The sequence below is a fragment of the Peptoniphilus sp. BV3C26 genome (assembly GCF_000478985.1).
Taxonomy (GTDB): Bacteria; Bacillota; Clostridia; order Tissierellales; family Peptoniphilaceae; genus Peptoniphilus_B; species Peptoniphilus_B koenoeneniae.
In genome coordinates this window covers 93,754-109,574 of record NZ_AWXB01000069.1, presented here as the reverse complement: position 1 = coordinate 109,574, position 15,821 = coordinate 93,754, and the positions used below count along the sequence as shown (strand labels likewise).

The 15,821-nt window shown below is 31.3% G+C and carries 15 protein-coding genes; 12 read left to right on the top strand and 3 right to left on the bottom strand.

The window, feature by feature from the left end:
• Window positions 1-15: 15 nt before the first annotated feature.
• A complete protein-coding gene (locus HMPREF1253_RS09510) occupies window positions 16-1,515 on the bottom strand; it encodes a helicase HerA-like domain-containing protein (protein WP_023056508.1) in 1,500 nt (499 codons plus the stop codon).
• 111 nt (window positions 1,516-1,626) lie between these two features.
• Between HMPREF1253_RS09510 and HMPREF1253_RS09505 the strand changes: the two genes are divergently transcribed.
• Genes HMPREF1253_RS09505 through HMPREF1253_RS09780 form a run of 8 tightly spaced genes read left to right on the top strand, consistent with a single transcriptional unit; the run spans window position 1,627 to window position 7,794 of the window.
• Window positions 1,627-1,980, top strand: coding sequence for an Asp23/Gls24 family envelope stress response protein (locus HMPREF1253_RS09505; protein ID WP_023056515.1), 354 nt, complete (start codon window positions 1,627-1,629; stop codon window positions 1,978-1,980).
• Window positions 1,981-1,990: 10 nt separating this feature from the next.
• Complete coding sequence (locus HMPREF1253_RS09500) at window positions 1,991-3,649, top strand: DAK2 domain-containing protein (protein ID WP_023056466.1); 1,659 nt, start codon at window positions 1,991-1,993, stop codon at window positions 3,647-3,649.
• A 36-nt stretch (window positions 3,650-3,685) separates the two neighbouring features.
• Window positions 3,686-3,973, top strand: coding sequence for a hypothetical protein (locus HMPREF1253_RS10645; RefSeq protein WP_023056550.1), 288 nt, complete (start codon window positions 3,686-3,688; stop codon window positions 3,971-3,973).
• Window positions 3,964-5,706: an ATP-dependent DNA helicase RecG gene (recG, locus tag HMPREF1253_RS09495; RefSeq protein WP_081696629.1), complete on the top strand. Its 1,743-nt coding sequence runs from the start codon at window positions 3,964-3,966 to the stop codon at window positions 5,704-5,706. Before HMPREF1253_RS10645 ends, recG begins: the two co-directional genes overlap by 10 nt.
• A gap of 48 nt (window positions 5,707-5,754) precedes the next feature.
• A complete protein-coding gene (gene rsmD / locus HMPREF1253_RS09490; RefSeq protein WP_023056483.1) occupies window positions 5,755-6,294 on the top strand; it encodes a 16S rRNA (guanine(966)-N(2))-methyltransferase RsmD in 540 nt (179 codons plus the stop codon).
• On the top strand, window positions 6,291-6,773 hold the full coding sequence (gene coaD / locus HMPREF1253_RS09485; protein WP_023056493.1) for a pantetheine-phosphate adenylyltransferase: 483 nt from the start codon (window positions 6,291-6,293) through the stop codon (window positions 6,771-6,773). The genes rsmD and coaD overlap by 4 nt, the downstream gene beginning before the upstream one ends.
• 1 nt (window position 6,774) lies before the next feature.
• The gene (locus HMPREF1253_RS09480; RefSeq protein ID WP_023056514.1) at window positions 6,775-7,215 is read left to right on the top strand and encodes a hypothetical protein; all 441 of its coding nucleotides are present in this window, start codon (window positions 6,775-6,777) and stop codon (window positions 7,213-7,215) included.
• A gap of 27 nt (window positions 7,216-7,242) precedes the next feature.
• Window positions 7,243-7,794 (top strand): helix-turn-helix transcriptional regulator, encoded by a 552-nt coding sequence (locus HMPREF1253_RS09780; RefSeq protein ID WP_023056565.1) that lies wholly within the window; start codon window positions 7,243-7,245, stop codon window positions 7,792-7,794.
• 170 nt (window positions 7,795-7,964) lie between these two features.
• Here HMPREF1253_RS09780 and HMPREF1253_RS09470 read toward each other — a convergent pair whose 3' ends face one another.
• Complete coding sequence (locus tag HMPREF1253_RS09470; protein WP_023056475.1) at window positions 7,965-8,855, bottom strand: ribonuclease H-like domain-containing protein; 891 nt, start codon at window positions 8,853-8,855, stop codon at window positions 7,965-7,967.
• A gap of 127 nt (window positions 8,856-8,982) precedes the next feature.
• On the opposite strand from HMPREF1253_RS09470, the gene HMPREF1253_RS09465 reads away from it, so the two are divergent.
• From HMPREF1253_RS09465 to HMPREF1253_RS10320, 4 genes are read left to right on the top strand one after another with little or no spacing between them, the layout of a single operon-like run.
• Window positions 8,983-10,128, top strand: a complete 1,146-nt coding sequence (locus tag HMPREF1253_RS09465; RefSeq protein WP_023056471.1) for a cysteine desulfurase family protein — start codon at window positions 8,983-8,985, stop codon at window positions 10,126-10,128.
• Window positions 10,125-11,294, top strand: a complete 1,170-nt coding sequence (gene thiI / locus HMPREF1253_RS09460) for a tRNA uracil 4-sulfurtransferase ThiI (protein WP_023056509.1) — start codon at window positions 10,125-10,127, stop codon at window positions 11,292-11,294. Before HMPREF1253_RS09465 ends, thiI begins: the two co-directional genes overlap by 4 nt.
• Before the next feature lie 8 nt (window positions 11,295-11,302).
• Window positions 11,303-11,884, top strand: coding sequence for a LemA family protein (locus HMPREF1253_RS09455; RefSeq protein WP_023056563.1), 582 nt, complete (start codon window positions 11,303-11,305; stop codon window positions 11,882-11,884).
• Between the two features lie 8 nt (window positions 11,885-11,892).
• Window positions 11,893-12,720, top strand: coding sequence for a YgcG family protein (locus tag HMPREF1253_RS10320; RefSeq protein ID WP_023056529.1), 828 nt, complete (start codon window positions 11,893-11,895; stop codon window positions 12,718-12,720).
• A gap of 105 nt (window positions 12,721-12,825) precedes the next feature.
• On the opposite strand, the gene secA is transcribed toward HMPREF1253_RS10320, so the two are convergent.
• Window positions 12,826-15,564: a preprotein translocase subunit SecA gene (secA, locus tag HMPREF1253_RS09445; RefSeq protein WP_023056511.1), complete on the bottom strand. Its 2,739-nt coding sequence runs from the start codon at window positions 15,562-15,564 to the stop codon at window positions 12,826-12,828.
• Between the last annotated feature and the right edge of the window lie 257 nt (window positions 15,565-15,821).

The following is a 15,821-nucleotide window of genomic DNA, read 5'->3' as shown; positions in this document are numbered from 1 at the left end:
TTATTTTATTTTTTATTATCTTTTTTTAATTGATCCTAAAATTCCCCTTGCAATTTCACGACCTATGCTTCTTGTTACAGTTCCTAAAATGGAATCAATACCCTTATCTAAATATGATTTTTTAGGTCTTGAAGAACTTCTATTTTGAGAATTATATTTCCTATCAAGTTCTTTTTCTTTTCTTTCAAATTCTTCTCTTTTCTTTTGAAATTCTTCTTCTCTTTGTTTTTCCAATTCATCCCTTTTAAATTTTTCATTTAAAATTTCATAAGCACTTTCTCTGTCAAAAGAATCCTTATATTTATTATATAAAGGTGAATTTTTAATTAAATCTTCATATTCAGAATCACTTAAAGTTTCAAAAGAAGAATGAGGAGGCAAAATAATTGCCTTATCTGCAAAGGTTGGGGCTCCGTTTTCATCAGCAAAAGAAACAATAGCTTGGCCTGTTTTTAAAGAGATAAGCTCTTCTTTAATATCTATTGAGCCATCTTGTCTAAAAGTATCTGCAACAGCATTTATAGCCTTTAATTCCTTAGGAGAGTAGGCTCTTAATTGATGTACAATCCTATTTGCCAGTTGAGAAGAAATCTCTTCAGGTATATCCAAAGGATTTTGGCTTATAAAAAATATTCCCACACCCTTACTTCTTACAAGTCTTACAATTTGGATTATTTTATTTTTTAAAATATCGGGAATATTATTAAATAATAAGTGAGCTTCATCAAAGAAAAATACAAGTTTTGGTTTATCTAAATCACCAACTTCTGGGAAATTTTCATAAATTTCAGAAAGAAGGTATAGAAGGAGCATGGAATATAAAATAGGATTTGAAATTAATTTGTCTGCTTGAAGAATATTTACAAAACCTCTACCTTGACTGTCAGTTTTTAAAAAATCATTTATATCTATGGCAGGTTCAGCAAAAAATAAATCTCCGCCGGAATCTTCTATATATAAAAGTTTTCTTTGAATTGCACCAAGGCTTTGACTTGTAACATTTCCAAACTCTTTTGTGATTTCAATTTTATTTTCGTCAACATAATTTATAACTTGTTTTAAATCTTTTAAGTCAATAAGTAAAAGTCCGTTTTTATCAGCAACTTTAAAAACAATATTTAAAACACCCATTTGAGTATCATTAAGACCAAGTATATTTGAAAGCATAAGAGGGCCCATTTCAGAAACGGTAATTCTTAAAGGAATCCCCTTTTTCATATAAATATCCCAAATATTTAAAGGATAATTTTTAAATTCAAAATTTTCAATTTTTAAAGTATTTAATCTTTCTATAATTTTTTCATTATTTTTACCTGCTTTTGCAATATTTGCAAGATCTCCTTTAACATCAGCAAGAATACATGGCACTCCATTATCCGAAAGTCCTTCTGCAAGAACTTTAAGACTTACTGTTTTTCCAGTTCCAGTTGCACCGCTAATAAGCCCATGCCTATTAATTTTATTTAGAAGAATATAGTTTTCTTTCTGACCTTTTCCAATTAAAATTTTATCCATATAAACCCCCTGACCATAATATATCAATATAAGGAGAAGGGAGCAAGTTTTTTTTCCTTGGGATTTCTGTTATAATATTAGAAAATAGAATTAAATTAGGAGGTGAGCTAAATGCCGGCTGTTATAAATAGAGAAATGGGTAGTATAATAATTGAAAATAACGTACTTGCATCAATTGCGGGCATGTCTGCAATGGAAAGTTACGGTATAGTCGGTATGGCATCAAAAAATGCCACGGACGGTTTACTTGAACTTTTAAGATTTGAAAATATTTCCAAAGGTATAAAAGTTATTACTGATGACGATAAATTAGTTATAGAACTTCACGTAGTTTTAGAATACGGAGTAAGAATCTCAACAGTAGGTCAAAATATTATTGATAATGTTAAATTCCGTATAAAAGAACTCACTAATTTAGAACCTGACCAAGTGTCAGTAATTGTTGAAGGGATTAGAATAAAGTAAGAGAGGAAAAATGGATATAGAAAAAATTGACGGTAATTTATTGAAATCAGCTTTTGTAGGAGCAGTAAATTATCTTTTATTAAATAAAGACCATGTCAATGCTCTTAATGTATTCCCTGTGCCCGATGGAGATACAGGTACAAATATGAGTTTGACTTCAAAGTCTGCTATTAAGATGGTTGAAAAGACAGAATCAAAGGATGTTCACGAAATTGCCATGGCGGCTGCAAGGGGTTCACTTATGGGAGCAAGGGGTAACTCAGGAGTTATTCTTTCCCAATTTTTAAGAGGATTTGCAGAAGGACTTACAGATGTAAAAGAAATAGGTATAAGAGAACTTGCCTACGCCCTAAAAAAAGCATCGGATACAACTTATAAGGCTGTTATGAAACCCACTGAAGGAACTATTCTTACAGTAGGTCGTGAAACAAGTGATTTTGCAATTAAAAATTATAAAAAATATAGGGACCTTAAAAGTTTCGGAAGGGACTTAGTAAAAGAAGCTTACATTTCTCTTGAAAAGACTCCTGAAAAACTTAGCGTTTTAAAGGAAGCGGGAGTAGTGGATTCAGGGGGAGCAGGTCTTGTATATTTACTGGAAGGAGCTTATAAAACTCTTTGCGGTGAAAAGATTCAGTCTGTTGAAGAAGATGAACAATTAAAAAATAAAAAGCAAAAAGAAATTCACTTAAATGAAGAATTTAACGAAGAATTAGAATTCGGATATTGCACAGAATTTGTAATTTCTACAAATTATGAAGATATAGATTCTTTTAAAGAAAAACTTTCACCTCTTGGAGACTGCCTTTTAGTAGTAGGAGGCAGCGGAACAGGAGTTATAAAAGTTCACGTTCACACAAATAACCCAGGAAAAGCTCTTGAATATGCAGTGGAACTTGGTCAATTGCAAGATATTAAAATTGACAACATGAGATATCAACATAGGGAAACTTTATTTGATGAAGCTCAAGTTCAAGCAGCAAAAAAAGAAAATAAAGAAGTAAAAATAGATAAAGATTACTCTTTCATTGCAGTTTCCATGGGAGAAAAAATGAATGAAGTTTTCAAAAGCTTAAATGTAGATTATATAGTTGAAGGTGGACAAACAATGAATCCTTCAACGGAAGATTTCATGAAAGCAATTGATAAATGTAGTGGAAAAACTATTTTTATAATTCCAAATAATTCAAATATAATTCTTGCTGCAGAACAAGCACAAAAATTATCTGAAAGAAATGTAATAGTTATTCCATCAAAATCAATTCCTGAAGGAATATCTGCAATAGTTGAATTTAATCCGAATTTAAGTCCTGAAGAAAATGAAAAGAACATGAAAGATTATATGGCTACAGTAAAATCAGCTCAAGTAACTTATGCAGTTCGTGATACTGTTTCTGAAGGAAGACAAATAAAGAAAGATGAAATAATAGGGCTTACGGGAAAGAGGATAGTATCTTTCGGTAAAGATATAAATGAAGTTGCCTTTAAATTAATTGAAGAAATGGTTGATGAAGATTCATCAGTTATAACTATATATTATGGCAATGGTTTAAAAGAAGAGGATACAAAAGAACTTTTAGAAAGACTTGAAGAAAGTTTTGACGAACAAGACATAGAGTTAGTAGAAGGTTCACAGCCTCTATACTATTATATAATTGCAGTAGAATAAGCGGGTTTTTGCCTGCTTATTTTTTTAGGTGATAATATGAAATTAGAAGATTCCATAGAAAAAATAAAAGGTGTTGGGCCAAAAAAAGCCCAGGTTTTAAAAAAATTAAAAATAGAAAAAGTAGAAGACCTGGCAAATTATTTTCCCAGATCCTATGAAGATATGAGTCAAATAAAAAACCTTAATCAAGTTTTTGATGGAGAAAAAGCTGCCTTAAAATTAAAAGTCTATGAAGAGCCAAGATTTCTTTATAAAAACAGACTTAAAATGATGACTGTTCCTATGACTGATGGAAAAGATAGGGCAGATGTAACATTTTTTTAACTCAAATTTTTTTAAAACCTCAATTTCAAATAAATAGGGAATTTTATTTATATGGGAAAATAAAAAAATTCAGAGGAAGCTATCAAATTTCCATGCCAATCTATGAACCCTTAAATAAAAAAAATAAAATAGGAAAAATAGTTCCCTATTACCCGCTGACTAAAGAAATAAGCAACAACGAATTAATAAAACTCACAGACTTAGTCTTAAAAGAATTGAATTTTGAAAATATAATTCCTGAAAATTTAATAGAAAAATATAAGCTTTTAGAAAGAGATAAAGTTATAAGACAGTTGCACAGACCCTCTGATGAAAATCTTTTTGATCTTGCAAGAAAGACCTATGCCTTTGAAGAATTTTTAGTTTATTTAACGGGTCTTATGAGCCTAAAAAAAGAAAAAGAAGAAATAACTAGAGAGGCCTTTAAAAACTTTGGCTTGGAAGAACTTTATAAAAAAATTCCCTTTGAACTTACAAATTCACAAAAAAAAGTAGTGGAAGAATCTATAGAAGACCTTTCACAAAAAAGACCTATGTCCAGACTTATACAAGGAGATGTAGGAAGCGGAAAAACTATAGTTGCCATGATTTTAATGTATCTTGCCTTTATTAACGGATGTCAATCAGCTCTAATGGCTCCAACTGAAATACTTGCAAAGCAGCACTATGAAAACTTTAAAAATATTTTAGTGGACTTGGGAGTAAATATAAGCCTTTTAACAGGAAGTGATACTGCAAAAAAAAGACAGGAAAGTCTTCAAGGCTTAAAAGGAGGCACAATAAACATGGTTGTGGGAACTCACGCACTTTTTTATGAAAATGTTGAATTTAAAAACCTAGGGCTCACAGTAATAGATGAGCAACACAGATTTGGAGTTGAACAGAGAAAAAAACTTGCAGAGAAGGGAATAAACACTCTTATTATGACTGCAACGCCTATACCAAGGACTCTTGCTTTAACAATTTACAATGATCTTGATATTTCAACCATAGATACCATGCCTGAAGGAAGACAGAAGATAGAAACTTTCACCATAGGGCCTCAAGGACTTATAAAAAGTTTGGAATTTATAAAAACTGAGCTATTAAAAAATCACCAAGCCTATGTAGTTTGTCCCATGATAGATGAAAATGAAAACCTTGATCTTTCCAGTGTAAATAAAGTTTATAGGGAAATTGTAAAATACTATAAAGATTATAAGGTTGGACTTTTGCATGGCCAGATGAAGGCAGAAGAAAAAGAAAAAGTTATGGAAGACTTTGCAAAAAATAAAATAAATATTTTAGTTTCTACAACTGTTGTTGAAGTGGGCGTTAATGTAAAAAATGCAACAGTAATTTTAATAGTTAATGCTGAAAGGTTTGGCCTATCCCAGCTTCACCAACTAAGAGGAAGAGTTGGCAGAGGAAAGGATAAGGGATATTGTATTTTATACAATAAAAGCTCTTCAGATATAGCTCTTGAAAGAATGAAAGTATTAAATTCATCAACAGACGGATTTTATATAGCCAAACAGGATTTGCTTTTAAGGGGAACAGGAGATATATTCGGCCTAAGACAATCGGGAATACCGGAATTTAAATTTGCAGATCCTCTTAATGATAAAGTCATACTGGAAAAAGTCTTAGATGAAAGTTCAAAGATACTAAGGGAAGATCCACAACTAAAATCTGAAAAAAATAAAAATTTAAAAAGAGCAATAGATAAACTTTTGTCTGCAAAAGCTAATTAAATTGTTACTTTTCAACATTTATGTTAAAATGTAAATTATTGGAGGAATATGAGAGTAATTGCCGGAACAGCTAAGGGTTTTAAACTTTTTTCACCTAAAGATGAAAGTATAAGACCTACAGTTGATAGAGTTAAAGAATCAGTTTACAATATATTAGGTCAATATTTTGAAGGTTTGGACGTCCTTGATTTATTTGCAGGCTCAGGTGCCAATGGAATAGAATTTCTATCAAGGGGAGCAAATCTTGCAATCTTTATAGATGCATCTGAAGAAGCTATAAAAATAATAAACAAAAATCTTGAACATACAAAACTTAAAGAAAAAGCTCAAGTTTTTAAGATGGACTACAAAAGATTTTTAAAGACCACAAATGATAAATTCAACTTTATATATTTGGATCCACCCTTTGAAGATTTGCATAAATATAAAACAGCTTTGAGGATAATAAGAGAGCGTTCTCTTTTAAAAGAAAAGGGTCTTGTCATAGCAGAAGTCGAAAAGACAAAAAAAATAGATTCTGAAGGCTATGAGATGGTTCAGAAAAGAGATTACGGTAACACTTCCATATTATTTTTTGAAATTTTATGAAAGCAATATATGCAGGAAGCTTTGACCCTATAACTTACGGTCATTTAGATATAATAAAAAGAGCAAAAAACATATTCGGAGAGGTAATTGTCGCAGTACTTAACAATGTAAACAAAAAGGGACTTTTTACCGTTGAAGAAAGAATGGACCTTATAAGAAAAGTCTTAGGCGACGATCCAGATATAGAAATTGACTCTTTTACAGGTCTTTTAGTAGACTATGCAAAGAAAAAAAACTGTAAAGTAGTAGTAAGAGGTTTAAGAACGGCATCGGATTATGAAAATGAGTATGCCGTAGCTACGGCAAACATGCACTACAAGGGAGGAGTTGAGACCATATTTTTACTTTCATCAAGTAAAAATGTATTTGTAAGCTCAACTTTGGCAAAAGAAGTTGCAATGTTTGACGGTGATTTAAGTTTATTTGTACCTGATATAATAGGTGAAGAAATGAAGAAAAAATTAAGTAGGAGGGTTTAGTATGACACTTATGGAATTAGTTGATGAGTTGGAAGAACTTGTAGAAAAATCAGGAAGTATTCCTTTAACAGGAAAGGCAATGCTTGATAAAGAAGAAGTTCTTGAAATCATACATGATATAAAAAGTGAAATACCAACAGAGGTAAAAGAAGCAAAACAAATTTCATCAGACAGAGATTCAATAATTAATGAAGCCCACGCAGAAGCTGATAAAATTTTAGCAGCTGCAAGATCTCATGCAGAAGAAATAATAAGAGAAGACGAGCTGGTATTAAAAGCAAATGCAAGAGCAGAAGAAATATTAAAAAGCGCAAACGAAGAGTCACAACAAATAAGAGAAGGCGCAAGAGATTATGCTGACGGATTATTGGAAAACACCCAAACAAATCTTTCAGAAATAATAAAAATGTTAAACGATAACAGACAGGAACTTAGGGGCTAACTCAAGTTCCTTTTTTCGAGGTGAAAAATGGATTTTTCGGAAAGATTAAAAACCATTAGAAAAATAAAGGGACTGACACAAAAAGAACTTGCGGAAAAAGTAGGGGTAGAAAGAGCAACAATAGCAGGATATGAAACAAATAGAAGCAACCCAAACTTTGAAATACTTATAAAAATAAGCAAGGTATTAAATATATCAAGTGACTATTTAATAGGAAAAGACGACCATCAAGGAACAAAATCCTATAGGGTGCCAATAATAAAAAACTCTTCCATAGGTCCCCAACAAACCATGGAATATGTAGTAATAGAAGACTCCATAGACAACAACAAGTATTTTGCCGTAAGAAGTGATTTAAACTTAGACGGCATACATGGTAAAAAAATCATAATATTTAAATCTGATTTAAAACCTAAAAATGGAGACCTTATAATTTTTGATGAAGAAGATTCCGGAAAAATTGCAAGATATTACAGAGAAAAAAATAAAACTGTTTTAGTATTCGAAGATAAGACAATAAAAATATTGGACCTAGTAAAAATAATAGCAGTAGCAGTAGAAGTGAGGACACAATTATGATAAGCACTTTCTTAAAAATATTAATAGGAGCAGTATTAATAGCAATCCCGGCATTTTTAATGGTGGCATTTGATACGGATAAAAATGAAAAAAATTAAAAGATAAAGAAAAAGCTCTGAAGTTTGAAAAATAAAACTTTAGAGCTTTTTAATTTACAATTTATAAAAATCCTAAATCTTAATTTTATTTTCTATAATTGCCTTAATTAAGTCTAGAGAATTTTTATACAGGGTCTTTTTGCCCAGTTTTAAAACAAGTATATTTTCCGGGCTTTCTATTTGACTTTTTAGGAAATTTTCTTTTACGAAAATATAGTTACAGGTGGTATTTTTATTATATAGAGCCTTTTCCGTAAAAATTTTAAGGTAAAAATTATTTTCCAGGGCCTTTATTTCATAGACCTTGTTTGAAAAATATAAATTGTTTGAATTAGTTTTTCCCTCTACATATAAAATATCCTTTTCAAAATTAATTTCTTTTATTAAAAATTTTTTATTTTCATAAAAAAAGCTCATCTTATCTTCAACGTAATCTTTTATCCTATCTAAATAAATAAGACCCTTTACATCAAGGCTATTGTGCTTTCCTATTAAATCCAAATATTTTTCATCTTTTGTCTCCAAATAATTTTTGTAGCAGTCTATTACTTGAGAACCCTTTATATCTTCTTCCCTATAAAGTCCGAAAAATTTTTCCATTGTACTTTGCTTTAAATTTTCACTTTCAAATAAATAAGAATATTTTTTTGCGACTTGATAGTAGTCAAGGCTTTTAAATTCAAAGTTTATATTGTATTTTTCTCCCTTATATTTAAGAAGTTTTAAATCAAACCTGTCTCCGTTGTAGGTAACAATTAATTTATCCCTTGTTTCTTTATAAATTATTTCCATAAGTTCTATTTCTTCTTTTAAATTTGTAAGGACATAGGTTATAATTTGATTTTCTTTAGTAAAACTTGCGCTTATTATGGGAGAATTTTTACTTAAACCCAGGGTTTCTAAGTCAAGATATATGACATTTTCATTTAAAATTTTTTCTGTTTTATTAATATATTTTTTCATTTTTTATCCCTTCTTAATTATATCCTAATCTTAATTATTCCAACAGCTATGGTATAATAAATCCATTGAAAGTTTATATGCTTATATTTTTTATAAAATAAAATTTTTTAATGGGGAATGAAATTTAATGATTTATTTAGATAATTGTGCCACTACAAAACCAAGACAAGAAGTGGTTGAAGAAGTGGTAAAGATGCTTAAAAATGATTTTGCAAATCCATCAAGCCTACATAGTTTTGGTTTGAAGGCTGAAAAGGTAAGAGAAGAAGCAAGAAAAAATCTTGCTCAACTTATAAATGTTTTGCCCTCTGAAATTTATTTTACTTCCGGGGGAACTGAAAGCAACAACATTGCAGTAAATGGCTTTGTAAATAAAAATAAGAGATTTAAAAAAATTATAACCAGTAAAATTGAACACGCTTCCTTATATGACAAGTTTTTATCTTATAGGGATTTTGGTTATGAAGTAGTTTTTTTAAATGTTGATTTTGATGGCAAGGTTGATTTTAATGAACTTAAAAGGGAAGTTGATGGAAATACTGCCCTTGTTGCTCTTGCCCATGTAAATAATGAAATCGGAACGATTCAAGATATTAAAGAACTTGTAAAAATTGTTAAGGAAAAAAATCCTGAAACTTTTGTCCATGTTGATGGAGTTCAGGCTCTTGGAAAAATAAAATTAAATCTTAAAGATTTGGGAGTTGATTCTTATTCTGTCAGCAGTCACAAAATTTATGGGCCTAAGGGAAGTGGAGCCCTTTATTTAAAAAGTGGCATTTCTATACCTTCTCTTGTTATTGGAGGAGGCCAGGAGAAAAATTTAAGAAGTGGAACTGAAAATATGCCTGGTCTTGCAGGTTTTGGCAAGGCTTGTCAAATTGAAACTGAAAAATTCAATGAGGAACAAGACCATGTAAAAAAGATAAAAGCATATTTTTTGGAAAATTTAAAAAATTATATTGATGATTATAAAATTAATTCTCCCTTATGTTCCTCACCTTATATTGTAAGTTTATCCATAAGAGGTACAAGGGGAGAGGTTATTCTTCACAGTCTTGAAGAATATGGTATTTATATTTCTACAGCATCAGCATGTTCAAGTAACGGAGTTCACAGAAGCCATGTTTTAGAAGCAATTAAATTAAATCCTTCTGAAATGGAAGGGACTATAAGAATTTGCTTTTCAAAAGACATAAGCAAAAATGACATAGATGTATTTTTGGAAAAATTAAATCAAGTTGTAAAAGATATAAGAGAAGTGATGAAAAAATGAGTCAAAGAGTTGTAAGCCTTTCCCTGGGCGAAGTTATTTTAAAGGGAAAAAATAGAAAGAGTTTTATTGATACTTTAATGGGTCAGGTAAAAAAATCTCTTCACGATATAAGCCATGGAAAAATTTATCAAGATACGGGAAAAATTTATATTGACTGCAACAAAGAGGATCAGGAAAAAATTATTAAAAGGGCACAACATATTTTCGGAATAGTTTATTTAAGTCCCTGTATTAAAATTGAAAAAAACATCCCTTCCATAGAAGAGGGCATAAGGGAAATTACAAGGGAAACTTTAGAAGAAAATCCTGAATTTAAAACATTTAAGGGAGATACAAAAAGAGCTGATAAAAACTTTGAGCTTAATAGTATGGAACTTAATAATATAATTGGCGGACAGGTCCTTAAAAATTTTCCAATAAAAGTTGATGTTCATAATCCAGACTTTTATATTTATATGGATATAAGAAGAGAGGTCTACCTATATACTAAGCGTTTTAAGGGCCATGGAGGCCTTCCACTGGGCACAAATGGAAAAGGTCTACTCCTACTATCAGGTGGAATAGATTCTCCTGTAGCGGGCTATATGATGGCTAAAAGAGGGGTTAAAATTGATGGACTTCATTTTCATTCTTTCCCCTTTACTTCACAAAGGGCAGAAGAAAAAGTTGTAAAACTTGGAGAAATAATTTCAACCTATGGGGGACCCATGAAAATTTACTCCATAAATTTACTTCCAATTCAAAAGGAAATAAATAAAAATTGTAGAGAAGATGAAATGACTTTGCTATCCAGGAGATTTATGATGAGAATAGCTGAGAGGATTTCAGAAAAAAATGGGTATAATTCAATTATAACAGGAGAAAACTTAGGGCAAGTTGCAAGTCAAACCATAGATGGTTTAACTGTTACAAATGATATAACAAGAAGACTTATATTTAGACCCTTAATAGGGATGGATAAAGTTGACATTATTGATATTTCCAAAAAAATCGGGACTTATGAAACTTCAATTTTACCCTTTGAAGATTGCTGTACGGTATTTTTACCTAAGCACCCAAAATTAAGGCCGACAATTAAGGAAATGGAAATAAGCGAAGAAAAATTGGACATAGAAAGTTTAGTTGAAGCTGCCCTAAACAATGCAAAAATTATAGAAATTTCATAGGAGGAAATATGAAAAAGAGAAGAGGCGCCTTAGGCGGAGCATTAATTATAGTAATTGCAGTTATAGTATTAGTGGGTTTTGTTTTGATTAAAAATTACAATTCACTTGTAGGAGAAGCACAAGAAGTAGACGGAAAATGGGCTCAAGTACAAAATGTAGTAAAAAGACGTGCAGACCTTATACCCAACTTGGTAAACACAGTTAAGGGATATGCAAGTCATGAAGAAGATGTTTTAACAAAAATAACAGAAGCAAGAAGCAAGGTTGAAAAAGCTAAAACTCCCCAAGAACTTGGAAAAGCAGACGCTGAACTTTCAAGGGCAATAGGAGATATTAACGTAGTTGTTGAAGCATATCCGGAACTTAAAGCCAATGAAGGATTTTTAAATCTTCAATCTCAACTTGAAGGAACTGAAAACAGAATTGCAACGGAAAGAGAAAGATATAACGAAGCCGTTACAGGATTTAATAAAAAAATTAAAAGATTTCCAACTAATTTAATCGGAGGTATTTTAGGATTTAGTCCAAAGGAATATTTCCAAGTTTCTGAAGAAGATCAAAATGCACCAACAGTGGATTTTGGTAAGTAGGTGGTAAAATGAAAAAATTACTATCCCTTTTAATAGTAATAATTTCATTATTCACCGCAGTTTTTGCAGAAGAAGTTTTTGTTCCGGATCCCAAAGATGCTAATGGTTATGTGTATGATGAATTAAATATTTTATCTGAAGAGAGCCTTAAGTATATAAACGGAACAAATAAAGATCTGGAAAATAAAACAAAGGGTCAAGTTGCAATTGCACTTGTAAAGTCTTTGCAAGGTTATGACGATCAAAGCTACGCTGTAAAAATTTTTGACAAATGGAAAATCGGTGGAGAAAATGACAACGGAACATTGATACTGCTTTGTATTCCTGAAGGTAGATTTTTTATAATGACAGGCTATGAAACGGAAGGATTTATTCCAGATTCAATAACTGCTCAAATAAGAAGAAATGCCGCAAAATATTTTCCTGCAGGGGACAGAAGTGGGAAAAATAAAAGAGACTATGAACTTGGAATTCTTGAAGCATACAATGAAATTTTAGACTTATACAAAAAAGAATATAACTTGGAAATAATAAACAGCGTTGAACCTGATTATAGTGTCAATAGTGATGCCTCAGATTTTGGAACAATAGCTATTCTTGTTCAAATAATTCTTCTACTATTATTTATAAATATTATGGCAAAAATAAGTAGATCAAGAGGTTACAGGGGAAGGAGAAGAAGGCATTTTTACGATGACGACGATGACGATTCCTTTGGACCTTTTGGAGGATTTTTCGGTGGCGGAAGCTTTGGCGGCGGCTCTGGTGGAGGATTCGGAGGATTTTCCGGAGGCGGCGGCTCAACAGGCGGCGGCGGATCAGGAGGATCTTGGTAAAATAAAAACTCTGATTCTTATTATATTAAAACTATAATAAGAATCAGAGTTTTTTTATTAATTAAATTAAAAAAGCCTTCAAAAATTGTGAAGGCTTAAATTATTTTATTGGTTTTTTCCACAGCAGTTTTTATATTTTTTACCGCTGCCACATGGACAGGGATCATTTCTGCCTACTTTTTTAGATTTTCTTACAAAAGGTGCTTGTTTTCCAGTATCTGGATTTACAGTTTCAACTTCTTTTGCAACTCTTACACGTTTAACTTTTTCAGGATTATAAATATGGAAGAGCATTTTTGTTGTATCTTCTTTAATGGATTCATTCATTTCTTCAAACATGTCAAAACCCTCTTGAGCATAAGCACGAACCGGGTCAACTTGACCGACAGCTCTTAAGCCTATACCTTGACGAAGTTGGTCCATAGCATCAATATGATCCATCCACTTTTGGTCTACAACTTGAAGAAGAACAACTCTTTCAATTTCTCTGAATTTTTCTTCTCCAAATTCATTTTCTTTTTCCTTATATTTTTCCCTTGCCAATTCTTTCATTCTTGAAATGACATTTTCAACATTTGCATTTTCAATATCATCTAAGAAATTTTTAGGGAAGTCGAATTGGTCAACTCCGAATTTTACAATATTTTCAAAATCAAGATGTAAAACATTGTTGTGATCCATCTTATTATTAAAGTTGACATTTTTTTCAATAATATCATCAATCATTGAAATCATATCATCATGAAGATTTTCACCTTCAAGAACTTTTCTTCTTTCTGAATATATTACCTCTCTTTGTTTATTCATAACATTGTCATAGTTTAGGACATTTTTACGAATTGAGAAGTTGTTTCCTTCAACTTTTCTTTGAGCTGATTCTATTAATTTAGTTAAAATTTTTGATTCAATGGCTTCATCTTCAGGGCTATTAATTCTTTCCATAGTTTGTTTGAATCTGTCGCCAGCAAAAAGTCTTATTAAATCATCGTCGCCTGAAATATAAAATCTTGTTGAACCTGGATCTCCTTGACGGCCTGAACGACCACGAAGCTGATTGTCAATACGTCTACTTTCGTGACGTTCTGTTCCTATAATATGAAGGCCACCTGCTGCTACAACTTTTTGAGCTTCTTCATCAGTTTCAACTTTAAATTTTTTAACAAGATCTTGATATTCCTTACGAGCATTTAAAATCTCTTCATCACTTGTTTCATTATAAGAATCTACTTGTTCCAGAATTTCTTCTTCAAGACCACGTTTTTTCATTTCTTTTTTTGCCATATATTCAGGATTTCCGCCAAGCATAATATCAGTACCACGACCTGCCATGTTAGTAGCAATGGTAACTGCTCCAAAACGACCTGCTTGGGCTACTATTTCAGATTCCATTTCATGGTTTTTAGCATTTAAAACATTGTGCTTTATTCCCGCACGTTTTAAATACTTTGAAAGTTCTTCTGATTTTTCAATTGAAATTGTACCAACAAGGACAGGTTGTCCACTTTCATGGCATTCAATAATTTCTCTTGTAACTGCACGGAATTTTGCCTCTTCTGATTTGTAAATTGAATCATTGGCATCAGATCTTATAACAGGCTTGTTTGTAGGAATTTCTACAACGTCAATATGATAGATGTCACGGAATTCTGATTCTTCCGTCATAGCAGTACCTGTCATACCTGCAAGTTTTTTATACATTCTGAAATAATTTTGGAAGGTAATAGTTGCAAGAGTTTTACTTTCAGCTTGAACTTCAAGACCTTCTTTAGCTTCTATTGCTTGGTGCAAGCCTTCAGAATAACGTCTTCCGAACATTAGACGACCGGTAAATTCGTCAACTATAATAACTTCTCCATCCTTAACAACATAATCAATATCTTTTTTCATATTTCCCTTAGCTTTTAAAGCTTGGTTAATATGGTGGGAAAGCTCCATGTTGTCAAGATCAGATAAATTGCTAACGCCAAAATATTTTTCAGCCTTGGCAACTCCCTTGTCAGTAAGAGTGGAAGTTTTATCTTTTTCATTTACTACATAATCAACAGTTTCTTCTTCAAATTCTCTGTTAAATCTTTCAAAACTTGTTTCTTCTTCAGTTTTTATTCTATGAGAAAGAGTATTTACAAAATCTCTTGCCCTAACATAAAGTTCAGTAGATTCATCTCCACGACCGGAAATAATAAGAGGAGTCCTTGCTTCATCAATTAAAATTGAGTCAACTTCGTCCACTATACAATAGTTAAGAGGTCTTTGAACCATTTCCTCTTTGTAAATGACCATGTTGTCACGAAGATAATCAAAACCGAATTCATTGTTTGTTCCGTAAGTTATATCACAGTTGTAAGCAACTTGTCTGTCTTTAGGACTCATGTCGTGGATTATGCAACCTACACTTAAGCCTAAAAACTCATAAATTTTACCCATCCAAGTCTTATCACGACTTGCCAAATAATCATTTACAGTTACAACGTGAACACCATCACCTGAAAGAGCATTTAAATAGGCAGGTAAAGTTGCAACAAGGGTTTTACCTTCACCTGTTTTCATTTCGGCAATTCTGCCTTGATGCAAAATAATACCGCCGATAAGTTGAACAGGGAAGTGTTTCATACCAAGAACTCTGTAAGCAGCTTCTCTAATATTAGCAAAAGCTTCAGGTAACAATTGGTCCAAACTTTCTCCGTTTTTATATCTATTTTTAAATTCTAAAGTTTTTTCTTTAAGTTGATTGTCAGTTAAGCCTTGGTACTCTTCATCAAGACTTAAAATTCTATCTACTAAAGGTTGTATTTTTTTTATTTCTTTATCACTATATGATCCGAAAATCACATCAAACAATCCCATGAAATCATCCTTTCTATAAATCGCCATTCTTACTTATTATATACCTAATATGAAAAAAATAAAGTATTTTATATATTTAGTAATTATTTATCTTAAATAAAGATACAAATTCAATAAATATTTTATCAAAAACTTAAATTGAAAACTATAAAAATAAGTAAGTTAAATAAAAAAAGTAAAAATGCTTTACCTAGAGCATAAAAAATAAAAAATAAAATGCTTCACGTATAGCATAAAAATAAAAAGTAAAAGATTGA

Bases quoted from the DNA above. Each gene is read 5' to 3' on its own strand.
- HMPREF1253_RS09510 (WP_023056508.1), bottom strand. From the start codon at position 1,515: ATGGATAAAATTTTAATTGGAAAAGGTCAGAAAGAAAACTATATTCTT.
- HMPREF1253_RS09505 (WP_023056515.1), top strand. From the start codon at position 1,627: ATGCCGGCTGTTATAAATAGAGAAATGGGTAGTATAATAATTGAAAAT.
- HMPREF1253_RS09500 (WP_023056466.1), top strand. From the start codon at position 1,991: ATGGATATAGAAAAAATTGACGGTAATTTATTGAAATCAGCTTTTGTA.
- HMPREF1253_RS10645 (WP_023056550.1), top strand. From the start codon at position 3,686: ATGAAATTAGAAGATTCCATAGAAAAAATAAAAGGTGTTGGGCCAAAA.
- rsmD (WP_023056483.1), top strand. From the start codon at position 5,755: ATGAGAGTAATTGCCGGAACAGCTAAGGGTTTTAAACTTTTTTCACCT.
- coaD (WP_023056493.1), top strand. From the start codon at position 6,291: ATGAAAGCAATATATGCAGGAAGCTTTGACCCTATAACTTACGGTCAT.
- HMPREF1253_RS09480 (WP_023056514.1), top strand. From the start codon at position 6,775: ATGACACTTATGGAATTAGTTGATGAGTTGGAAGAACTTGTAGAAAAA.
- HMPREF1253_RS09780 (WP_023056565.1), top strand. From the start codon at position 7,243: ATGGATTTTTCGGAAAGATTAAAAACCATTAGAAAAATAAAGGGACTG.
- HMPREF1253_RS09470 (WP_023056475.1), bottom strand. From the start codon at position 8,855: ATGAAAAAATATATTAATAAAACAGAAAAAATTTTAAATGAAAATGTC.
- HMPREF1253_RS09465 (WP_023056471.1), top strand. From the start codon at position 8,983: ATGATTTATTTAGATAATTGTGCCACTACAAAACCAAGACAAGAAGTG.
- thiI (WP_023056509.1), top strand. From the start codon at position 10,125: ATGAGTCAAAGAGTTGTAAGCCTTTCCCTGGGCGAAGTTATTTTAAAG.
- HMPREF1253_RS09455 (WP_023056563.1), top strand. From the start codon at position 11,303: ATGAAAAAGAGAAGAGGCGCCTTAGGCGGAGCATTAATTATAGTAATT.
- HMPREF1253_RS10320 (WP_023056529.1), top strand. From the start codon at position 11,893: ATGAAAAAATTACTATCCCTTTTAATAGTAATAATTTCATTATTCACC.
- secA (WP_023056511.1), bottom strand. From the start codon at position 15,564: ATGGGATTGTTTGATGTGATTTTCGGATCATATAGTGATAAAGAAATA.